The sequence below is a fragment of the Lentihominibacter faecis genome, from assembly GCF_014306095.1.
Classification (GTDB): Bacteria; Bacillota; Clostridia; order Peptostreptococcales; family Anaerovoracaceae; genus Lentihominibacter; species Lentihominibacter faecis.
The window spans coordinates 1-16,217 of sequence record NZ_JACRWC010000028.1 but is presented as its reverse complement, the minus strand read 5'-3'; the positions used below and the strand labels follow the sequence as shown (position 1 = coordinate 16,217).

14 protein-coding genes and 1 pseudogene are annotated in these 16,217 nt (G+C 48.0%); 8 read left to right on the top strand and 7 right to left on the bottom strand.

What is annotated here, in order from left to right:
• The 5 genes from H8876_RS01485 to yneA all read left to right on the top strand — a co-directional run.
• On the top strand, positions 1-684 hold a 684-nt coding region (locus H8876_RS01485), incomplete at its 5' end, for a methionine gamma-lyase family protein (protein ID WP_249286246.1).
• 65 nt (positions 685-749) lie between these two features.
• Entirely contained in the window at positions 750-1,484 is a 735-nt protein-coding gene (locus H8876_RS01480) for a TVP38/TMEM64 family protein (RefSeq protein ID WP_177264668.1), read from the top strand.
• A 92-nt stretch (positions 1,485-1,576) separates the two neighbouring features.
• Complete coding sequence (locus tag H8876_RS01475) at positions 1,577-4,108, top strand: YhgE/Pip domain-containing protein (RefSeq protein WP_249286245.1); 2,532 nt, start codon at positions 1,577-1,579, stop codon at positions 4,106-4,108.
• Positions 4,105-6,285: a YhgE/Pip domain-containing protein gene (locus tag H8876_RS01470; protein ID WP_249286244.1), complete on the top strand. Its 2,181-nt coding sequence runs from the start codon at positions 4,105-4,107 to the stop codon at positions 6,283-6,285. Before H8876_RS01475 ends, H8876_RS01470 begins: the two co-directional genes overlap by 4 nt.
• Before the next feature lie 152 nt (positions 6,286-6,437).
• Positions 6,438-6,815, top strand: coding sequence for a cell division suppressor protein YneA (gene yneA, locus H8876_RS01465; RefSeq protein WP_249286243.1), 378 nt, complete (start codon positions 6,438-6,440; stop codon positions 6,813-6,815).
• A gap of 244 nt (positions 6,816-7,059) precedes the next feature.
• Here yneA and H8876_RS01460 read toward each other — a convergent pair whose 3' ends face one another.
• The 5 genes from H8876_RS01460 to alaS form a co-directional block, all read right to left on the bottom strand.
• Positions 7,060-7,461 carry a DUF4854 domain-containing protein gene (locus H8876_RS01460; protein WP_249286242.1) on the bottom strand — a complete coding sequence of 134 codons (402 nt, stop codon included), beginning with the start codon at positions 7,459-7,461 and terminating at the stop codon, positions 7,060-7,062.
• An 88-nt stretch (positions 7,462-7,549) separates the two neighbouring features.
• Complete coding sequence (locus tag H8876_RS01455) at positions 7,550-7,948, bottom strand: lipocalin-like domain-containing protein (RefSeq protein ID WP_249286241.1); 399 nt, start codon at positions 7,946-7,948, stop codon at positions 7,550-7,552.
• Positions 7,949-8,046: 98 nt separating this feature from the next.
• A complete protein-coding gene (ruvX, locus tag H8876_RS01450; protein ID WP_249286240.1) occupies positions 8,047-8,475 on the bottom strand; it encodes a Holliday junction resolvase RuvX in 429 nt (142 codons plus the stop codon).
• A 156-nt stretch (positions 8,476-8,631) separates the two neighbouring features.
• Complete coding sequence (locus tag H8876_RS01445; protein ID WP_249286239.1) at positions 8,632-8,880, bottom strand: IreB family regulatory phosphoprotein; 249 nt, start codon at positions 8,878-8,880, stop codon at positions 8,632-8,634.
• 99 nt (positions 8,881-8,979) lie between these two features.
• Positions 8,980-11,604 carry an alanine--tRNA ligase gene (gene alaS, locus H8876_RS01440; RefSeq protein WP_249286238.1) on the bottom strand — a complete coding sequence of 875 codons (2,625 nt, stop codon included), beginning with the start codon at positions 11,602-11,604 and terminating at the stop codon, positions 8,980-8,982.
• Between the two features lie 258 nt (positions 11,605-11,862).
• Between alaS and H8876_RS01435 the strand changes: the two genes are divergently transcribed.
• The 3 genes from H8876_RS01435 to H8876_RS01425 all read left to right on the top strand — a co-directional run bounded on the left by H8876_RS01435 (position 11,863) and on the right by H8876_RS01425 (position 14,919).
• The gene (locus tag H8876_RS01435) at positions 11,863-13,101 is read left to right on the top strand and encodes a MerR family transcriptional regulator (protein WP_249286237.1); all 1,239 of its coding nucleotides are present in this window, start codon (positions 11,863-11,865) and stop codon (positions 13,099-13,101) included.
• Positions 13,102-13,135: 34 nt separating this feature from the next.
• Positions 13,136-14,524, top strand: a complete 1,389-nt coding sequence (locus H8876_RS01430; RefSeq protein WP_249286236.1) for an MFS transporter — start codon at positions 13,136-13,138, stop codon at positions 14,522-14,524.
• A gap of 179 nt (positions 14,525-14,703) precedes the next feature.
• The gene (locus tag H8876_RS01425) at positions 14,704-14,919 is read left to right on the top strand and encodes a cold-shock protein (RefSeq protein WP_249286235.1); all 216 of its coding nucleotides are present in this window, start codon (positions 14,704-14,706) and stop codon (positions 14,917-14,919) included.
• An 87-nt stretch (positions 14,920-15,006) separates the two neighbouring features.
• Here the strand turns inward: H8876_RS01425 and H8876_RS01420 are convergent, their stop codons facing one another.
• Together H8876_RS01420 and H8876_RS01415 are read right to left on the bottom strand one after the other, a co-directional pair.
• The gene (locus H8876_RS01420; RefSeq protein WP_249286234.1) at positions 15,007-15,480 is read right to left on the bottom strand and encodes a type II toxin-antitoxin system MqsA family antitoxin; all 474 of its coding nucleotides are present in this window, start codon (positions 15,478-15,480) and stop codon (positions 15,007-15,009) included.
• Positions 15,481-15,600: 120 nt separating this feature from the next.
• Positions 15,601-16,217: pseudogene (locus H8876_RS01415) on the bottom strand (Fic family protein); the annotation flags it as partial.

Below are 16,217 nucleotides of genomic sequence, written 5' to 3'. Positions count from 1 at the left end.
ATGTGTATAAGAGACAGCATCATCTGCATGGCGGACAACTGCTATGGAGAATTTCTCCATATCCAGGAGCCTACTGATGCAGGGATCGACGTCATGGCAGGTTCCCTGATCAAGAATCCGGGAGGCGGTCTGGCTTTGACCGGTGGTTACATTGCCGGCAGACAGGATCTCATCGACAAAGTCTCCTACCGGATGACTTCTCCTGGGATCGGCGGAGAGTGCGGGCTGACATTTGGACAGACACGTTCGATCCTGCAGGGATTGTTCATCGCCCCGAAGACAGTTAACGGAGCGCTGAAGGGCGCAGTTCTCTGCGGTAAAGCCTTTGAGCTTCTCGGCTATGACGTATGCCCGGGACCGGAGGACCTTCGCAGCGATATCATACAGGCTGTCAAGCTGGGCAGTCCGGAAGCAATGGTCGCATTCTGCCAGGGCATCCAGGCAGCTGCACCGGTGGATTCACAGGTCACTCCACTGCCGTGGGATATGCCTGGATATGAAGACCAGGTCATCATGGCGGCAGGAGCTTTTGTGCAGGGATCTTCTATTGAACTTTCTGCAGACGGACCGATCAGGGAGCCGTATATCGTGTACTTCCAGGGTGGTCTGACTTATGAACATTCGAAGTTCGGTGTGATCAAAGCAATGCAGGCATTAAAAGAAAAAGGAATATTGGATATTTGATACGAGAAACGATGGAACGGAACGGAATCCCGCAGTCAGATATCGGACAAGGAGATGTGTGACATATGGACAGTGAACGCAAAGCAGAACTGCGAAAAAAATTCAAGGTTTTTTCTGCGATTTTTAAGTTGATCCTTTTTTTGGGGATCATCGTTGGAATCCCACTGTACCTTTACTTTTTTCAAAAAGATCTCATTCACAGCTTTTCCAGTATGGAGAACGTGAGAGCACTTTTTGCCCAGTATAAAGCCCAAAGCGTCCTGTTTTATATCCTGGCTCAGGTGATGCAGATCGTCATCTGCGTTATTCCGGGACAGTGGCTTCAGTTCACGGCAGGATACATGTGGGGATTCTGGCTGGGATACCTGTACTCCCTGATCGGAGCACTTATAGGATCCGTCCTGACTTATTATATCGCACGTATTCTCGGACATGATGCGATGCATCTGATCTTTGGTGAAGAAAAGATAAAAAAATGGCTGGTTCATTTAAACAGCAAGAAAGCAGTCATCATCGTATTCTTCATTTTCCTGATCCCGGGCGTGCCAAAAGATCTCTGTAACTATGTAGCCGGGCTTTCAGAAATCAAGCTGAAACCGTTCCTCATAGTATCGCTGATCGGGCGTTCCCCTGGTATGATGGGAAGCCTTCTGATCGGTCGCCAGATCGGGACGGGAGGATACGTCAGCGCAGGGATCATCGCAGGTGTCGCAGTCGTGTTATGCGTTCTCTGCGTAATATTCCGCAAACGGTTCACCGGATTGCTGAATAAGGGATACGACAAGCTGATGAAAATGTAAGAGCAAGACAACAGAAGACCTCTTTGCAGCGAGACGCAAGGAGGTTTTTTTGACCCGAATGATGTAGCATAAAACACAGCAGGAGGAAGTGAATGAAAACAGTATTTCGGATCTTTTTACGCGATTTGAAACGGCTGTCGCGCAATCGTGCGGCGGCACTGGTCATGGTGGGAGTCTGTCTCCTGCCGTCTTTGTATGCCTGGTTCAATATTGCGGCCAATATGGATCCGTACGGCAATACAGCAGGGATCAAGGTCGCCATCGCCAACTGCGACAGAGGCGCGAGCTCTGACATGATTTCCCTGAATGCAGGGGACACCATCGTGCAGAGCCTTAAGAAAAACGACCAGCTTGGCTGGGTTTTTGTCGATGAAAAGAAAGCGAAGGAAGGAGTACGCTCCGGTAAATACTACGCTGCCATCGTCATCCCCGATGATTTCAGCAATTCGCTTTTGAGCGTTCTTTCCGGCGAAATCAAAGATCCTAAGCTGGATTATTATATCAACGAAAAGAAAAACGCCATCGCACCTAAGATCACCGATACAGGCGCCACCACCATACAGCAGGAGATCAACGATACCTTCTCAGCAGTTGCTTCTGAGGCCATTTCCAAGCTGATCCAGAAGGCTGCCAACCAGATGTCGGCGGATCTCAATTCCGCAGATGCAGATCTGATGAACACCATTCAAAACGTGCGAAACAACCTGGCGGATTATCAGAAAACCATCGACAGTTTCAAGAAAACGGTAGCTGGCTCCAAACCGGTGCTGCAGGATGCGATCGCTTCGCTGGACGATGTGGATTCTGCTGCAAAGGGGGCATCTGACGCCTTCTCCAATACGCAGAAACTGTTTCAGCAGGCACGCGACGGTCTGCAGGATTTCAGCGTGGCTTTGACCGGAGGTCTTTCAGGCAGTGAAGCTGCGCTGACCAATTTTTCCGTCACTTCGGGAAATCGCCTGGGTGCGCTTGAGACCACAGGATCCCAGGTATCTGCCGCCCTGGATGACAACATCGCCGCCGCAGAAAAGCTGCAGCAGAAGAATCAGAAGCTGATCCAGAGCCTGGACGCTCTGCAAAGCAGTACAGGCGGAGGCAGCGATCTCTCACAGCAGATCAGCGATATCAAAGGTCAGACCCAGAGCTATACAGACCTGCTAAACTCTTTGAAATCCGGGAAAAAGACCATCGATGGAGCGGTCACTTCAGCAGCGGACGCCCGTTCGGATCTGGGAGATCTTTCTGCTAAAAGTCAGGATTCTCTGCAAGACGTGAAACAGAAACTGCTGGAAGATCTGATCCCGAAACTGTACCGTGTACTTGACGATCTGGCCAGTGTCAACGGAAGTCTTTCTACGGCGCTTTCCGGCATAGAACCACTGACAGAACAGGGGAGAACCATCCTGAAGCAGCTGGATGCAGGGCTTTCCGCCAGTGTGAAACAGCTGGAACAGACCGGTCAGTCCCTTGTCCGTGTGGACGAAAGTCTTGAACAGATCCAGACAGATTTAAATGCGCTCCACAGTTCTGAGACTTATCAGGATCTGCTGACTCTGGAAGGGATAGATTCGGATCGTATAGCCGATTTTATGGCCTCTCCTGTTTCCCTGGAATCCAAGGTCGTTTATAACGTAGACAATTATGGAACCGGCATGACACCGTTTTATACCAACCTTGCTCTCTGGGTAGGAGGGCTGATTTTAGTGTCGATCCTGAAGCAGGAGGTGGATCCGGCAGGGATCTCACGCAAACGGCTGGATCCGACGCGTGCCTACTTCGGACGATGGCTGCTGTTTATGGCGGCCGGTGCGATCCAGGGACTCATCGTATGTCTGGGAGATCTGCTGCTTCTGGGCGTGCAGTGCGTTCACCCGCTGCTGTTCGTGCTGGAAGGAATCTACTGCAGCTTCGTATACGTCAATATCATATATGCGCTGGCCATCACCTTCAAGCATATCGGTAAAGCTGTGGCCGTACTGCTGATCATCCTTCAGATCCCCGGGTCTTCCGGTACATATCCCATCGAAATGATGCCGGAATTCTTCCAGAAACTATATCCGTTGTTCCCGTTCAGCTACGGTATCGACGCCATGCGGGAAGCCATCGCAGGATTCTACGGAAATCTGTTCGTAAAGGATCTGCTTTACCTGCTTGTTTTCGTGGCGCTGTCATTTTTCACCGGTCTGGTGATCCGGCCGCTGATCATGAACCTGAATCATATGTTCGACCGCCATCTGGAAAAGTCGGAGCTTATGCTGGGAGAAGTCCCTGTTTCTCCGGAACCGAACCGAAAATTTTATGCTGTGCTGAAAGCACTTTTGCAGCATGAAGAAAGCAAGGTGCAGCTGCTTGAAAAATCCGTTCAGTTTGAACGGTATTATCCGAAGCTGATCCGCTGGGGATTTATCTGCATGATCGTGATCCCGCTGCTGCTGCTGATCCTGATGTTCAGCCTGGAATCACGTCTGGTGTTCCTGGTCCTGTGGATCGTTTCACTGATCGTCATCTGCGGCTATCTGATCTGCGTGGAATACATCCATGATAAAATGCATCGTCAGCTGGAGATCAACGGCATGACTGTTGAGGATCTGACCAAGAGCATCAAGGAGGAGAAGGAACGATGAGAAACATATGGGAAATCTTCAAACGGGATGCTCTGCGGATCCGCACCAACGTTATCGCCATTATCGCTATCGTTGGGATCACAGTGGTTCCATGCCTCTACGCATGGTTCAACATCGCGGCCAGCTGGGATCCTTATAAGAATACAGGCAACCTGAAAGTAGCTGTGGCCAGTGTGGACGAAGGGTATGACGGTCAGCTGATCCCCATTGAGATCAACGTAGGCGATCAGGTGCTCTCCATGATGCGCGGAAACACCCAGATGGAATGGATCTTCACCACGAAAGACAAGGCGGTTCATGGTGTCAGATCAGGCGATTACTATGCGGCTATCGTCATTCCTAAGGACTTCAGTCGCGATATGATGAGCATATTCTCCGAGGATATCGAAAAGCCGCAGATCTTCTACTATTCCAACGCCAAGGAAAACGCTATCGCTCCGAAGGTGACGGACAAGGGGGCTTCTGCTATACAGAAACAGATCAACAAGGTGTTCATCGAAACTCTGTCGGATTCCCTTATGACGGTAATGCAGTCGGTGTCCAATATGGCTCAGGAAAACGGTGCGGACTCTATTGCTTCCAACCTGATAAGCAATTTGGATCAGATCTCCTCCGACCTGTCTCTTTCAGCAGGCACGCTGGATTCCTTTGCGACGCTGACAGGCTCGACTCACGATCTGCTGGCATCTACGACGGATGTGCTGGATCAGACACAGGAGCTTTCGAAACAGAACAACAAGACACTGGAAGAAATCAAAAAATCCCTGACGGATATCCGGGATACCATTACCGGAACTACCGATGAGATCAACAAAGCGCTGACGGGAAGCAAGAGCTATTATAAGCAGATGGCATCCACCGTGGATACAGCCTTCGCAAACCATGGCACAAAGTCCAAAGAATCAGCCGCCACCCTGGATACCATGGCAGGACAGACAGGCGATCTGGTCACAAAATACAAGAAGCTGAGAGACTCCATCGAAGCCCTGGATCAGGCTCACCCGGAACTTTCTGCAAAGACCGCGCCGGTGCTCGCACGGCTGGATAGCTGTATCGCCGCGCAGGAGGAGCTTCAGGACAGCCTTAAGACTTCTGCAAAGTCTCTGCGCAAGAGTTCTTCTTTGAGTCAATCTGCAAAGAATGAGCTGCAGAAGCTGATCGAGACAAGCCAAAGCAGCATCGATGAAGTCCAGGGAAGCTATGAAGAAAACCTTAAGGACACTCTTAAAGATCTTGCAGGATCGCTGAAAACCACGACAGACAGCCTTTCAGATCTCCAGAAGAGCCTGGGAAACAGTGCCTCGAACATCGCGAAACTGACCGGATCGGCAGCGGCCGATCTGGCATCTTTGCAGAAATCACTGAGCGGCTCTGCCAACCTTCTGAATCAGGCATCCGGACAGGTTTCATCTATCTCTGGACGACTCAAAGAGATGCAGCAGAACCACGATTTCAGCCAGCTGGAAGAACTGGTAGCCGAAAACAAGGATGAAATCAGCGATTTTCTGGCAGCACCAGTATCTCTCAAGACCCACGCTGTTTATAAGATCGAAAACTATGGATCATCCATGGCTCCGTTTTATTCCACGCTGGCCATCTGGATCGGCGGGATCATTCTGGTGGCCATGATGAAAGTAACGGTATCAGAAAACTGCCTTCGCGGACTGACACGTGTAAAATCACGTCAATTGTACCTGGGACGGTATATCAGTTTCCTTATCATCGGACTGCTGCAAAGTACACTGATCGCACTTGGAGATCTGTTCTATCTGGGGATCCAGTGCGAACATCCGTTTTTGTTTATGCTGGCGTGCTGGTTCAGCAGTATCGTGTACGTCAATATCATCTATACCTTGACCGTATCTTTCGGTGATATCGGCAAGGCTATCAGTGTGGTGCTTCTGGTAATGCAAGTGGCAGGAACGGGCGGAACGTTCCCGATCGAGGTTGCACCAAGGTTCTTCCAGATCGTGTACCCGATGCTGCCGTTTACTCATAGCATGGCAGCACTTAGAGAAGCAGTCGGCGGCCTCTATGGGATGGATTACTGGCTGGATCTGGCGAAGCTGGGGATCTTCATGATCTTGTCGCTGATCCTGGGGCTGCTGCTTCGAAAACCGGTAATTCGTCTTAACGAGGCATTCTCGGAGAAACTGGAGGAAACGAAACTGATGTAAGGGCAGGGGACTGGTGACTGCTCAGCACGAAAAGAAATATTGCGAACAAATGTTTACGAAAGCTGTTGACAGCGAACAAACATTCTGTTATACTGTTCTCAACAAAAACGAACAAACGTTTACGAAAAAGATGGGGAAGAGAGGGCAGTAATATGAACGCATACAGCACTTACGAAACCAATTACTATATTTCGCAGAACACAGGATCTCACCAGAACACCGGCAGGAAGAGAAAAAAATACCGGATCACATCCAAGTTCCGTTTTATTACATCCATGATTATCATGATCGGACTGTGCGTGGCTGGATTCACTGCACTGACAGGACTCAACACATCCGTGGCCCTGACGAAACAGACTTATACAGAGGTACAGGTATCATCTGGTGATACACTTTGGACGATCGCTAACACTTATAAAGATGAAAGCACTGATACCCGTAAAGCAGTCTATGAGATTTGCCAGATCAACGATATCGAAGCCTCAGATCTGCATCCAGGCATGACACTGGCGATCCCGGAAGACTTATAGGTTTCACTTTGTCCGCAATATTATTTATTTAAATAGTTCCAATAAAAAACACTGAACAACTCCGGAAACGGCAAACCTCCGGAGAATGTTCAGTGTTTTAATATATAAGATATAAATGATAATGAATTGCCGAGAACCATTGATTTGCAAGGATTCCGGGCAATTCACGCTGGTTTGAGAAAAATGTAGCTAACTATTCCCATAATTATGATTATAGGAATAGTTGTATTTCTCCCCTATGCCTCTACTGATACGTATTGCTGTATAGTTCCGTACCATTAGCATCCTGATATACGATGGTCATGCTTACATCATCGATACCGGAGTCTTCTTTCAGATCATCGATCATGCCCTGGAATTGGGATTCCATGCTGTTCATGGCCTGTTCCAGCTGTGGTTTCATAGCTGTTGCTGTAGCTTCATCGAACGTCTGATCATATTTGTAAATCAGCTTGATATTGTTTTCTTTTACGGATATGGATCCGCCAGTTCCCAGGGAACTTTCCAGATCAGACAGCTCCTGCTGTACATCAGAATCACTGTTGACATACTCTTCCAGTGTCTTGGTGCCTCCGCAGCCGGCCAGAGCCAGTGTGCTTGTTACCAGCAGCATGATCGCTGCCACTAATGTGATTACTTTTTTCATGTTCTTCTTCCTTTCTTTTATAACGTGTGATCATAATGTATAACAAAAGACAGGAACATCTTCATAACGTCCCTGTCTTGCTACTTGTTTATTTGCTCTGTTCGAAAATCATGACCATACTCATTTCAGAATAATCCAGACGAAGCTTTCCATCCTTGATCTCAAAGGTTAAAGTCTGATCGGAATCATCCTGGATGTCATACTTGCCGCCTTCTCCAGCGGAAACAGTACCTTCCCCATCTTCACCCATGAAGGCGAATGTGCAGGTTCCGTCTTCCTTGATTGTCAGCTTCGGCATTTCGTCCATCTGTCCTGTAGATTTCAGATCATCTGCAGACAGTGTCTGTCCAGCATATTCTACTTCAGTCATTTCCCAGGTTCCTACTGCAGGATCGTCTTTCAGTCCACCGCCGCCGCAGGATGCCAGGATCATGGAGACCATTACCAGAACTGCTGCAAGTACAGAGATTTTCTTTAAATGTTTCATTTTGTTCTCCTCTCTTATCCTCTTTTGATAAAATGATTATGTTACAATTATATCATACTAAAAAATAATGGAAAAGAGATTTGTCTCACAATTTTTAATTATTTAAGCGAGTCCAGATATCCCTGCAGGATGATCACGGCAGCCTGTTTATCGATGACTTTTTTTCTGCCGCGGCGACTCACATCAGCTTCGATGAGGACTTTCTCCGCCATAACGGTGGTAAGGCGTTCATCGTAATACGTCAGATTTACATTTCCCATCCCGCTGCTGCGCATCTTGTTTTCCAGCATAGTCTTGAATTCATAGACCTTTTCTGTCTGGGGGCTGTCAGTTCCGTCCAGCTTCTTCGGCAGACCGATCACAACGGTATCGCAGTCGAATTCTTTGATGTAGTCCATCACTTTCCCGGCGTCCTTGCGGATCCCTACCCTTTCGATGGTAGTCACGCCCTGGGCTGTAATATTCAGCGCATCGCTGACAGCGACGCCGATGGTCTTATCTCCTACGTCCAATGCTAATTTCTTCATATATCAGTATCCTTTCTATCATTCGATCGATTTCAGTCAGTATTCATGCTATCTAGCCAGTAAACTGACTGAAACTCCACTCCTGCATAATAAAACCCCGCGATTGCGCGGGGCTGTTTCTTAAATGTTCAGCTGTTACGCCAGCTTGTATACGTTCTACTTATTGAGATACGCGCGAATCAGTTCCTCTACGAGATCATCACGTTCGATCCGACCCATAATGTTTCTTGCATTATTATGGCTTGTTATGTAAGATGGATCTCCGGATAAAATATATCCTACCATCTGATCGATCGCATTGTATCCTCTCTCTTCCAGAGCATCATACACTATATTTAAAATCTCTTCGATGGTTCTCTGTTCTACCCTGTCGAAGTTATCATACATTCTGGTCTGTCTGTCCATTACGTTACCTCCATCCTACTAACTATATAAAGATTATATCATTTTTACCGGTATGCTGACAATAACAAATCATGGAACTCCACAAAACTATCACATGAACTAGCCCTGAATCAGCTCTTCGGCCTTGGCAAACGCCGCTGAAACCTTAGACGGATCCTTTGCACCTGCCTGTGCCATGTCAGCCTTGCCGCCGCCACCGCCGCCAGCAGCTGCTGCAACTTCCTTGATCATCTTTCCGGCGTGAAGTCCCTGCTCTACCAGATCGTCCGTCAGGGAAACCAGGAAAGTCACCTTGCCGCCGGAAACTGCTGCGAATACCATAGCCACGCCCTTGTTGTCAGCTTTGATCTGGTCAGAAAGTCCGCGAAGATCGTTGATGCTGTAATCTGCGAACTCCTTAGCGATCAGCTTGATGCCGTTCACATCCTTTGCTTCTTCCAGCAGGCTTCCGGAGCCTTTGCTGATTTCAGCCTTCTTCATTTCTTCAATCTCTTTTTTCAGAGCCTTGACCTCATCCATCAGCGACGCACTGCGGTCGATCAGCGTATCCTTCTTCGCCTTCAATGCATGTGCAGCATCAGCGATAAGAGCCTCATCTTCTGTGTATTTGTTCAGCACGCCCTGACCGGTCACGGCTTCAATTCTCCGCACGCCGGAAGCAACGCCTGCCTCGCTGAGGATATGGAATGCACCGATCTGTCCTGAGTTTTTAACATGAGTACCGCCGCAGAATTCTTTGCTGTAATCTCCGATGGAAACCACTCTTACTTCATCGCCGTATTTTTCTCCGAAGAGAGCTGTAGCGCCTTCCTTCGAAGCGTCTTCAATGGATTTGACTTCCGTCGTCACATCGATGAACATGCTGATCTGCTCATTGACGCGCGCTTCTACCGCTGCGATCTCTTCCGGCGTCATAGCCTGGAAATGGTTGAAGTCGAACCGCAGACCGTCTTCCGTCACAGAGGATCCTGCCTGCTTTACGTGTTCGCCCAGCGTTTCCTGCAAAGCCTTGTGCAGCAAATGGGTCGCTGTATGGTTGGCAGCAGTCTTGTTTCTGCGCGGGATCAACACCTGACACTCTGCTTTTTCTCCTGTTTTCAGGGTGCCGCTGGTCACTTTTACTTTATGGATGAATACATTATTTGTCTTGGTCACGTCGATGATCTCAGCTTCACCGTCAGCAGTCCGGATCACACCGGCGTCAGCAGCCTGACCACCGCTTTCTGCGTAGAACGGTGTTTCATCCAGGATCACGCGGCATGTCTCGCCCTCGCCTGCTGCATCTGCATTGCCTTCTGTGCCAATGATCGCTTTGATGAGGCCTGTATCAAACAGCGTTTCGTATCCGGTGAAGTTTGTCTCGCCTTCCACGGAAAGCTCTGCATTTACTTCATCCCAGCCTGCATCATCCATTTCCTGTTCCGCCTGGGAACGCTTTTTCTGTTCTTCCATAGCCTTTTCGAAGCCGTCCAGGTCGATCTCATAACCGGACTCTTCCAGGATCTCCCGTGTCAGGTCGATCGGGAAACCGTAGGTATCGTGCAGCTTGAACGCCTTTTCGCCGTCAAGCGTTTTGCTTCCTTCTGTTTTCAGCTCGTCCATGTAGGAATTGATGATCTTCATGCCCTGATCAATGGTGGATGCGAATTTTTCTTCTTCGACAGCGATGACTTTTTTGATCATATCGCGGCGCTGTTTCAGCTCCGGATACGCATCGCCGGAAGTTTCGATCACCTTTTCGGAAAGCTCCGCCAGGAACGGTCCTTCGATACCCAGGATCCGGCCGTGACGCGCTGCACGTCTGATGAGACGGCGCAGTACATATTCTCTGCCTTCGTTACCCGGCAGAATAGAATCGCCGATCATAAACGTCATGGAGCGCAGATGATCCGTGATAATACGGATGGAAATGTCCGTTTCTGCTTCCCCGTCCTTATATTCAACTCCGGATTTAGCCACTACTGCATCCAGGATATATTTGATAGTATCTACGTCGAAAATGGATTCTACACCCTGCATGATGCACGCCAGACGTTCGATCCCCATACCTGTATCGATGTTAGGATGAGCCAGATCGCTGTAGTTCCCTTCATCGTCGCGGCTGAACTGTGTGAACACATGGTTCCAGAACTCAACGTAACGGTCGCAGTCACATCCCGGCTTGCAGTCCGGGTTATCGCAGCCGTATTTCTCGCCGCGGTCAAAATAGATTTCAGAGCACGGACCGCATGGACCAGTCCCGATCTCCCAGAAGTTATCATCCTTGCCCAGACGCACGATCCTCTCTTCAGGCATGCCGATAACATCGCGCCAGATGGCATAAGCGTCGTCATCGTTTTCATATACGGTAGCCCAGAGTCTGTCCGTCGGCATTTTCAGTACTTTCGTAATGAATTCCCAGCCCCAGGTCAGGGATTCTTTCTTAAAGTAATCTCCGAAAGAAAAGCTTCCCAGCATTTCGAAGAATGTACCGTGTCTGGAAGTATATCCTACGTTTTCGATATCGCCGGTACGAATGCACTTCTGGCAGGTGGTCATGCGCTTGCTCGGCGGTGTTTCGATTCCTGCAAAGTACGGCTTCAGCGGCGCCATACCTGAATTTATGATAAGAAGACTTTTATCGTTCTGCGGGATCAGCGGAAAACTCTGTCTCCGGTAATGCTCCTTAGATTGGTAAAAGCTCAAAAATAATTCTCTGATTTCATTCAGTCCTAATTTTTCCATGTAAAATTCTCCTCCCGGAAATTTGTGTATATTTGTGTATAAAAACATACATAGATTATAATGCCATATTTTGCACGATTTCGCAAGAGGTAAAAACATTGTGTGTTGCCCTCCCCTAACTTTTTTAGTATAATAGAGATGTTTGCGGAATCTTGTCGAAAACCACAGCTGACAGCAGGTTTTCCCGCGATACCCGTGCCGGATGGATTTCGCATAAAGTATGGAACAGAACTTATGGAATATGGAGTAAAGTAGAACATGAAAATCGGTGATTTTGCTAAGAAGTATGGCCTGAACATCACGACGGTGCGCTACTATGTGGAGCGTGCCCTGCTGACACCGGAACGGAAAAACAATCAGTATGTATTCACACCCTCATGCATGGAAGACATGGAGAAGATTTTGAAATATAAATCCTTTCGCTTTTCGCTGGAAGAAATCGAGCTTCTCTTTTTCCTGGAAAAAACCACAAAATTCCGGGATGAAACCGTGCTTGGGATTTTTTCGCGTCTTTTGAAGCAGAAACAGGCAGAACTAGAAAAAGAAGAAGAAAAAATACACGATACCATCGGAGAGCTGAAAGCAGAGATCCGCAGCTTTTCTCAGATCAACTACGAACTGGATCACAGCGCCAACGGCATTCCCTTTACATTCCTGCCCTATCTGGCATGCCCGGACTGCGGCAGACCCCTCAAACTGGAATCAGCCAGCATCAGCGACAATAAAATATGTGACGGTGAATTCCTCTGCGAATGCGGCTACAAGAATGAACTGAAAGACGGCGTTATCCTGTGCGACGGCTATGCAGAGGACACCCCGTTCAAAGCATTTGAAAACATCGATCTGGTGTCCGCTGTCACGGAAGAACTGGGTAACGAATTCCGCACACTGATCGACAAGACATACATGTGGATGTACCACCAGATGACGGATCACGTGGATATGGAGGGAAGCATCAACATCATGGGAGGACCGTTTTCCGGCAATTATTTCTCGCGTTACTGCCAGAAGTTCAGCCGGGACGCTATTTTCATCATCAACGATCCATCGTTGAAACGGATCCGCAAGCTGCAGGAGTACATGAAGGAATTCGACTGCCAGACGGTGTATCTGGCTGGAGATCTGAACCGGCTGCCACTGCGCGAAAACTCTATCGATGTGTACCTGGATGATTTTTCGTCCAACAACTGCATCTTCACATACAACAAGAGCCAGTACGATAAGATCACACCACTGATTCGCAAAACCGGATGTGCCGTCGGCCTCTTTGCAGACTATCGAAAATGTCCTAAGAGCCTGCGGACTTTCCAGGAAGATCAGCCTGATTTCATCCCGGAAAAGATGACCTTTGCTCATGTTAAAGCCGATCTTTTAGAAGGCGGTATGGAGATTGACGATCAGAAACAGATCGGAAGCACCACCGGCAAGGAAAAGCAGTTCCAGCGCCAGGTCGGAAACGAAACCATTGGTCTTATGGGATACCGGGCGATCAAATAAATGTCTGCGCTTATATCAACAGGAGGTCACTGATATGCTTGCCAAGGATTCACGTATCCTGAAAGAAAACGAATTCCACCCTGTGCAGCTCAGGGTGTTTTTTGTTATGATCACGTTATATACATTTTATTTTACATGCAACAACAATCTGGGCGTGGCTGCCGACAGGATCCAGCAAAGCTTTGATCTGTCCAACGCCACCTTCGGGATCTTGTTTACCATCTTTACACTGGGCTTCGGTCTGGGACAGTTTTTCTCCGGCTACCTGGGCGACCGGTACAGTCCGAAACTGCTCATGTTTCTTGGAGCCATCGGCGCGACGGCAGCCAATATCGGCTTCGGTCTCTCCTCCGGGATGAAACCGTTTGCTATCTTCTGGGCGATCAATGCGGTGTCCCTGTCTATGGGGTGGTCTCCGGGCTGCAGCGTGCTCTTCCGCTGGATCCCGCAGAAACGCTGGGGGTTGTTCATGGGTCTGTTTGACGCTTTCGCTTTTCTGGGCGGTATCATCATCTATCCGGTGGCAGGTTTTGCTATCACATTTCTCAGCTGGCGCGCGGCGTTTTTCCTCCCTGCCCTGCTGCTTCTCATGTGGTCGGTGGTATTTTGTATTTATGTAAAGGATACGCCCCAGCAGTACGGTTTTACGGTGGAGTGGGAGCATAGCGGCGTTTCGGATGCAAAGGATCCGGCTTCGGCTTCCGGAGATGCAAAGGATTCTGCAAAGACGTCGGCTTCCGATACGGTATGCCTGCGTGACTACGCTGATGTGATGAAGCATCCGGCCATCCTGCTGACCGCTCTTGCTACTATTTGCAGCCAGTTTGTTCGCTGGGGGCTTGTCAACTGGATCGTCAAGATCCTTATTACGCCGTGCTCTGTAGATGCTCCCGGCCTTGCTGAAAGTGCCGGAGGCGGACTCTTTGCAGGAAGCCAGTCGGGTGGTTTCGGAATGGCTCTGATGGCAGCTACCATTGCGGCATCGGCCATGCACTGGGGCGGTGCGTTTTTTTCCATCGCACTGGGACACATTTCAGATACTGTCTTTCACGGAAGCCGCTGGCAGACTATCTTGATGGGATTTCTCGTAAGCACGGCAGGTCTTCTGATCATATACTTTTGGGGGCTTCGGATCCTGATGCTCCCGGGCGGCGTCGTTATTCTGGGAGCACTGCTATTCTTTGCAGGAGGTTGTATCCAGGGAGTTCAGGCTCCCCTCTTTAATCTGCCGGGAGATATCCTGGGAACCCGGCTGGGAGGCACCGGAGTGGGTATTGTCAACGGTTGGTCATACCTGGGAGCATCCTTTGCAGGAATCTCGCTGGGCGCCATGATGGATGCGTTCGGACTTACATCCTGCCTGCTGCTGATGGCTGGAATTTCACTGGCGGGAGCTGTTGTGACCGCCGTGCTTCGCAGATAAGGGTGGATTTTATTCATTTCGGGATTGCTTTTATCTGGAAGCTAATGTATACTATAAGAGTATTCTGAATTTATAGATTGATTACCGTAGCCTATGGATCAATTTTTAACTTTTGATTCATACGCTGCGGTTTTTTTATCGGTAGATCTGAAGGAAATTTTTTAAGGAGGTACAGATCTATGTGCAATGGTACTGTTAAGTGGTTCAATGAGCAAAAAGGATTTGGATTCATTTCCAACGATGAGGGTGGTGCTGATATATTCGTTCACTTCTCTTCCATCATGGCGGACGGATTCAAGACTCTCAAGGAAGGTCAGAAAGTAACGTTCGAAATTGAAGAAGATCCACACAACAATGGCAAGTCACGTGCTGCCAACGTATGTGTTGTAGAATAAGAAACACGAAGAACAGGAAACCCCGCTTCCGGCATGTGTCTTGATTGACGATGCGCCGAAGCGGGGTTTTGCGTTTAGAGTGCTATGTTATATTTGTAGATACGCCGCATATTCGAATGAAATAACATCTGCCTTAGCATCTTTTAGCAGCGATAAAAACCACTCAGGATCATGACTGATCTTTTTTAAAATCGTATCATGCGCCCGATCCTGAACTTGATGACTTTCATATCTAGTAATTGTTTTACTTCCCCATCCTAACAAGATACAAAGATCCTTTTGAGTAATACCGTACTGCTTTCTAATAGCAACGATTTCAGCAGAAGTTAAAAGTCCTTCTGATTCGCGATAAGCATCCTTTAGACGCATATCATTCTCTTGCATCTGCTGTTCATTCATATATAATTCTTCTGCTCTATCACAATATAAATACAATGCGTCATATTCTACTGTTTTCCCTTTAAATGTCGCTTTTTCATCAACGAGAACTGTTTTTACTTCATGCTCTTCCATACAACACATACACAAACATGTTTTGCTTTTTATTGTTTTCATATTCATGGGAACACCTCCTAAGATTTTCTGTATGGAAACATTTCGGGGGTAAAGGCTTCTCGTATAACTCATTTTCGTTGTCTTTCATTATATAAGTATCAATTGATACTTATATCTTATTCTTTTTTACCTGTTGTCAACAAATCTATATTTTCCCTTCCCATGTCCTGACACTGGTTCAATGATACCTGCCTGCACTAAATTAGACAGCAGCTTGGATGTCCCGGAGCTTTTTAGTCCAAGCAGATCCATCGCTGCGCTTCTGCCAAAGATCCCATCGTAACCGTATTCATGGAACAATCTCTGGATATGAACATTGGTCCGTGCAGAAAAATTTGCGGATTTTGGAGAAGGAAGCGCTTCAATGTCCGCTTTTTTCTCCTCAAAATACACTTTTTCCGATTGAATGTCCACTTTTTTCTCTTCCATATACACTTTTTCGTCCGTCCAGAGTCCGCTTACATGTAAAGTCCGATTTTGAAGTGGATGATTTTCTTCTAAAAGAAGATTTCTCAAAAATATCTCGAGGTACTCGGTCGTCTCATGGATCCCCTTTTGCAGATCCGTATAGTTCGCACGAACAAGAGCATTCCTGAAATACCATGCATTTTCTGCAAAAATATCATTCGTTGCAGCAAAGCCCAGCGACCTTAAGTATTTAATAAAAAACACCGCGGTCGTTCTCGTATTACCCTCTCCAAAGATATGGATCTGCCACAACCTGGAAATAAATGAAGCAAGAT

What these genes read in the sequence shown, in the direction of transcription:
- H8876_RS01480 (WP_177264668.1), top strand. Translation starts at nt 750, where the DNA reads ATGGACAGTGAACGCAAAGCAGAACTGCGAAAAAAATTCAAGGTTTTT.
- H8876_RS01475 (WP_249286245.1), top strand. Translation starts at nt 1,577, where the DNA reads ATGAAAACAGTATTTCGGATCTTTTTACGCGATTTGAAACGGCTGTCG.
- H8876_RS01470 (WP_249286244.1), top strand. Translation starts at nt 4,105, where the DNA reads ATGAGAAACATATGGGAAATCTTCAAACGGGATGCTCTGCGGATCCGC.
- yneA (WP_249286243.1), top strand. Translation starts at nt 6,438, where the DNA reads ATGAACGCATACAGCACTTACGAAACCAATTACTATATTTCGCAGAAC.
- H8876_RS01460 (WP_249286242.1), bottom strand. Translation starts at nt 7,461, where the DNA reads ATGAAAAAAGTAATCACATTAGTGGCAGCGATCATGCTGCTGGTAACA.
- H8876_RS01455 (WP_249286241.1), bottom strand. Translation starts at nt 7,948, where the DNA reads ATGAAACATTTAAAGAAAATCTCTGTACTTGCAGCAGTTCTGGTAATG.
- ruvX (WP_249286240.1), bottom strand. Translation starts at nt 8,475, where the DNA reads ATGAAGAAATTAGCATTGGACGTAGGAGATAAGACCATCGGCGTCGCT.
- H8876_RS01445 (WP_249286239.1), bottom strand. Translation starts at nt 8,880, where the DNA reads ATGGACAGACAGACCAGAATGTATGATAACTTCGACAGGGTAGAACAG.
- alaS (WP_249286238.1), bottom strand. Translation starts at nt 11,604, where the DNA reads ATGGAAAAATTAGGACTGAATGAAATCAGAGAATTATTTTTGAGCTTT.
- H8876_RS01435 (WP_249286237.1), top strand. Translation starts at nt 11,863, where the DNA reads ATGAAAATCGGTGATTTTGCTAAGAAGTATGGCCTGAACATCACGACG.
- H8876_RS01430 (WP_249286236.1), top strand. Translation starts at nt 13,136, where the DNA reads ATGCTTGCCAAGGATTCACGTATCCTGAAAGAAAACGAATTCCACCCT.
- H8876_RS01425 (WP_249286235.1), top strand. Translation starts at nt 14,704, where the DNA reads ATGTGCAATGGTACTGTTAAGTGGTTCAATGAGCAAAAAGGATTTGGA.
- H8876_RS01420 (WP_249286234.1), bottom strand. Translation starts at nt 15,480, where the DNA reads ATGAATATGAAAACAATAAAAAGCAAAACATGTTTGTGTATGTGTTGT.